This is a genomic window from Microvirga sp. P4_G7 (genome assembly GCF_056401005.1).
Genome location: NZ_JBFUKD010000322.1, coordinates 1 through 3968 on the forward strand (window position 1 = coordinate 1; position 3968 = coordinate 3968).

The 3968-nt window shown below is 59.8% G+C and carries 4 protein-coding genes and 1 pseudogene; 1 reads left to right on the top strand and 4 read right to left on the bottom strand.

Annotated features, from left to right (window positions below):
- Positions 1-472, bottom strand: a 472-nt coding sequence (locus AC1DT3_RS13640) for a transporter substrate-binding domain-containing protein (protein WP_477465792.1), incomplete at its 3' end; no start/stop codon positions are given.
- 482 nt (positions 473-954) lie between these two features.
- Between AC1DT3_RS13640 and AC1DT3_RS13645 the strand changes: the two genes are divergently transcribed.
- Complete coding sequence (locus AC1DT3_RS13645) at positions 955-1596, top strand: alpha/beta hydrolase family protein (protein WP_477465793.1); 642 nt, start codon at positions 955-957, stop codon at positions 1594-1596.
- Between the two features lie 57 nt (positions 1597-1653).
- On the opposite strand, the gene AC1DT3_RS13650 is transcribed toward AC1DT3_RS13645, so the two are convergent.
- From AC1DT3_RS13650 to AC1DT3_RS13660, 3 genes and pseudogenes are all read right to left on the bottom strand, one after another.
- Positions 1654-2568: an ABC transporter permease gene (locus AC1DT3_RS13650; protein WP_477465794.1), complete on the bottom strand. Its 915-nt coding sequence runs from the start codon at positions 2566-2568 to the stop codon at positions 1654-1656.
- On the bottom strand, positions 2565-3518 hold the full coding sequence (locus AC1DT3_RS13655) for an ABC transporter permease (RefSeq protein WP_477465795.1): 954 nt from the start codon (positions 3516-3518) through the stop codon (positions 2565-2567). The genes AC1DT3_RS13650 and AC1DT3_RS13655 overlap by 4 nt, the downstream gene beginning before the upstream one ends.
- A gap of 114 nt (positions 3519-3632) precedes the next feature.
- Positions 3633-3968: pseudogene (locus AC1DT3_RS13660) on the bottom strand (hypothetical protein); the annotation flags it as partial.

Here is a 3968-nt window from a genome sequence, read left to right on the forward strand (position 1 = left end):
GGACACCGACAGAGCCGTCGAAGTTTCGGATGACGTCGGCGATGTCGTTGCTTTTTGTTTTCCTCGCCAGTTCGAGCCGGTTCATCAGAAGGCCGTGACGGAGAACAAGATAGGGGTTGGAGAATGCGACGCGCATGGCACGCGCCATTGTCAGGCTCAGCTTGGAGATTGCGAGATCTGCTTCTCCTCCAACGATGACATCGATGACTTCGTTGAAGGTCTTTCCGGTGCGGTTGTATTCGACGGGGACGCCGAGTGACCGGGCAATTCCCTCCGACAATTGCACATCCAGACCGATCAAACGGCCTCTCGCATCCGCCATGAAGAATGGCGGCACATCGAAACTCGTCATCGCGACGATCAGCTTCCCGCGCTGAATGATACGGGCGATATCCGGTGAGAGAGGCGATGGGTTTTCCTGCGCCATCGCGGTCAGGTCGGGAGCGATGAACGGCGCGACGGCGATCGTCATCAGACGAAGCAGGAGCCCACGTCGTCCAATCCCTCGTTTTTGCACCCCGTTGCCCTCCACCGAGTTTCACACGCCCGCTCGCTCATCCGCAAGGCGGTGGCCCCTGCTCGTGGTCGCCAGCCATGCAATTTATACAATCATTTGCAGTTGGCTATCCCGCCCGCGTCCATTCTGGGGCCGATCCTCGGCAAATTTGCGTGAGACCCAAATATGCGTGAGACCAAAGCGACTTTGAAAGACCGGCATCGATCCAGCTTCACATTTCGCGCCGCATCAAGCCTCGATCTGCCTTTCTCCGGCTGCAGGTCCCTCGGGTGTGGAAATGACAGTCTGTTCGAGCCACGGCCCATGAGACGAGACACTTTGTCGTGGTTTGTCGGATGCGCTACAAGAATACGTCCACGGGAATCTGACCTTGATGGGTGTCTTCGGCCATCACCAGTTCGATTTGACCGCGATGCGCGAATACATGGCAGGCTCGAATGGCAACGATGTTCCTGATCGACGGACCCGACGACGTGAAGCACACGATCCTCCTTGCCCATGGCGCGGGGGCTCCGATGGATTCCTCGTCGATGAATGCCGTTGCTCAGGTTCTCGCCGCGTCCGGCTTTCGCGTTGTCCGTTTTGAATTTGGCTACATGGCCAGTCGCCGAACGACCGCCGGGCGCAAGCCACCGCCGCGCGCGGATAGGCTCAATTCAGAATACCTCACAGCCATCGATGACCTCCAGGCGAAGGGACCCCTCATCATCGGCGGCAAGTCGATGGGTGGGCGTGTTGCGAGCATGGTGGCCGACGAGCTTTATGCCTCTGGCCGGATCGCCGGGCTGTTGTGCCTCGGCTACCCCTTCCATCCACCAGACAAACCCGATCAATTGCGGACCGCACACCTGGAGGGCCTGAAAACTCCCACACTGATCGTGCAAGGAACACGAGATACTTTCGGCAGTCGCGAGGAAGTATCCACGTACAGCCTCTCGAAGGACATCGAAATCCTTTGGCTGGAGGACGGCGATCACGACTTAAGACCGCGAAAGAGCGTGTCCGGCTTTTCAGCGAGCGACCATCTGAGGACGCTCGCCGAGGCGGTCGCCACTTGGGCCACCACAATCGGGGCTTAGGCTTTGCCGCCATTTCGAGCCGCGCGCTTCGCGCATTGGCGCTGTCGGCGGCACGAGCTATTCGGATCGCGGGTCGAAGGCGTCCTGGATTCCATCGCCAATGAAATTGACGGCCATGACAAGGGTGAAGATCAGCAAGCCGGGGTAGATCGCAAGAACGGGTTTCGTGGCCACCAGCTCCTGCGCATTGTTGAGCATGTTGCCCCAACTCGGTGTAGGCGGTACGATTCCGAAACCCAGGAAGCTCAAGGCGGCTTCAAAGAGGATGACGCTTCCCAGCACTTGGCTGCATGCGACGATCACGGGGGCGCTGATGTTCGGCAGAATGGTGCGCAGGAGGATTCTAATCGGCCGGGCGCCCAAACCGCGAGCGGCCAACACATAATCCTGTCCACGGACGCTAAGCGTCGAGGCTCGGACGAGCCGTGCGATGCGCGTCCAGTCGATCAGGGCGATGATCAGAACGATGCGGTAGAAGCTCGCCGTGCCGGACCGCGCGAAATCCGCCGAAAATCCGAGCTTCGTGAGATCGACCGCAGCCAGCACGATCAACAGGGGGAGAAGCGGCAGCGCGATCACCCCATCGGTGACGCGCATGAGCAAGCCATCCGTGCGAGCGCCGCCATATCCCGCCGTGAGCCCGATCACAATTCCGACCATGGCGCCCAATATCGTCGCCGCAAATCCGACCGCAAGAGACACCTGACCGCCGTACATGAGGCGCACCAGGACGTCCCGACCGAGCTCATCTCGTCCGAGCCAGTGAGTTGCAGAGGGCGCGTCGAACCGGGCGAGCAGGTCCGCCTCATTGGCGTYGATGCCGAGGAAACTCTCCAGTGGTGCCGCGGCAAGGGAGAACAGAACGAGAGCCGCCATGACGAGGAGGCTGGCGAAGGCCGACCGATTGGCGCGAAAGCGTTTCCAGGCCCGCTGCCAGGGTGACGCAGGGATTATGACGAAGGACGCGTTCACGATAGAGAAATCCGCGGGTCGAGCCAGGCATAGGCGAGATCGGCCAAGAGGTTGCCGATCAGGGTGGCGAGCGTCGCAAACAACAGAGCGATGAGTGCGAGATTAAAGTCGTTGCCAAGAATGGCATCGTAGATTGTCTTGCCGATCCCACGCTGCCCGAACATCGTCTCAGTGATCAGCGCCCCCGAAAACAGCGTTCCGAAGTTGAGGCCGGYAATCGTTACGAACGGGATGAGAGCGTTCGCGAGCGCATGACGCAGAACGACCCGTCTTTCAGGCACACCTTTGGCTCGCGCTGTCCGTATGAAATCCATGCGCATCGTCTCGACCATGGACGAGCGGGCATAGCGCGTGAGGCCGCCCGCATAGGCGAAGACCAGTGTCGTGACCGGGAGGGCGAGGTAGCGGGCCGCATCGAGTATGCTGTTCTCGCCGGCTCTGCCCATGCCGCTGGCGGGGAGCCAGCCTAGCCCGACGGCGAAGATCAAGATGAGAAGGAGGGCGAGCCAGAACGGCGGAATGGAAATGCCAGCAAAACTGGCGAAACTGACAAGGGTGTCGAATCGACCGCCCGGCCTCAGTGACGCGGCTATTCCCAGTGTAAGGGCGATCAGCGTGCTGATGATGAGCGTCAGCACGACGAGCTTTGTTGTTTGCCAAAGCGCTGGCGCCACGATTTCCATGACGGGTCGCGCGTAGATCCTCGAGAACCCGAAATCTCCACCAAGGACGGCGGATAACCAGCGCCAATATCGAATAAAGATCGGCTGATCGAGCCCGTGCAATGCCCGCAATCGCTCAGCATCGGCCGCCGTCATGCCTGGATTGGACATCACCATCAGGTCGATCGGATCGCCCGGCATCAATCCAATAAGTCCGTAAACGACGAAGGACATCACCAGCAGGACGACGAGAATGCCGAAAAAGCGGCGCAGCAGATAGCCGCTCATGGGGAAGTCCGCCGATTAGTCATGAACGACTCGCATGGAATGATATTGTCGCCGTCGACGACAACGAAATGTTGAGCCGACCCGGATGTTGATGATCCGGGCCGGCAGATATCCTTAGATGGCGCGCCAGTTTTCGGCCCAATGGGTGCTGACACCGCTGCCCGTGGGCTCGATGCCCTTCAGCCATTTCGGCAACGCGAAGGGTTGGACCCGGAAAAAGAGCGGAAGCACTGGCAACTCTTCAACATAAATGCGCTGGAGCTCCGCCCAGAGTTTCTTGCGGGCGGCCGGATCCAATTCGACGAGAATCTTGTCGAGAGCGGCGTCGAAGCTAGGGTTCGAGAACGCGACGATGTTGTTTCCAGCCCAGTTGTTGGTTTCGACCGGAATGGCGCTGGTGTGAAGATTTCTCACCGGCGGTTCGTCCGGATCGCTCGTCCAGGCATAGAG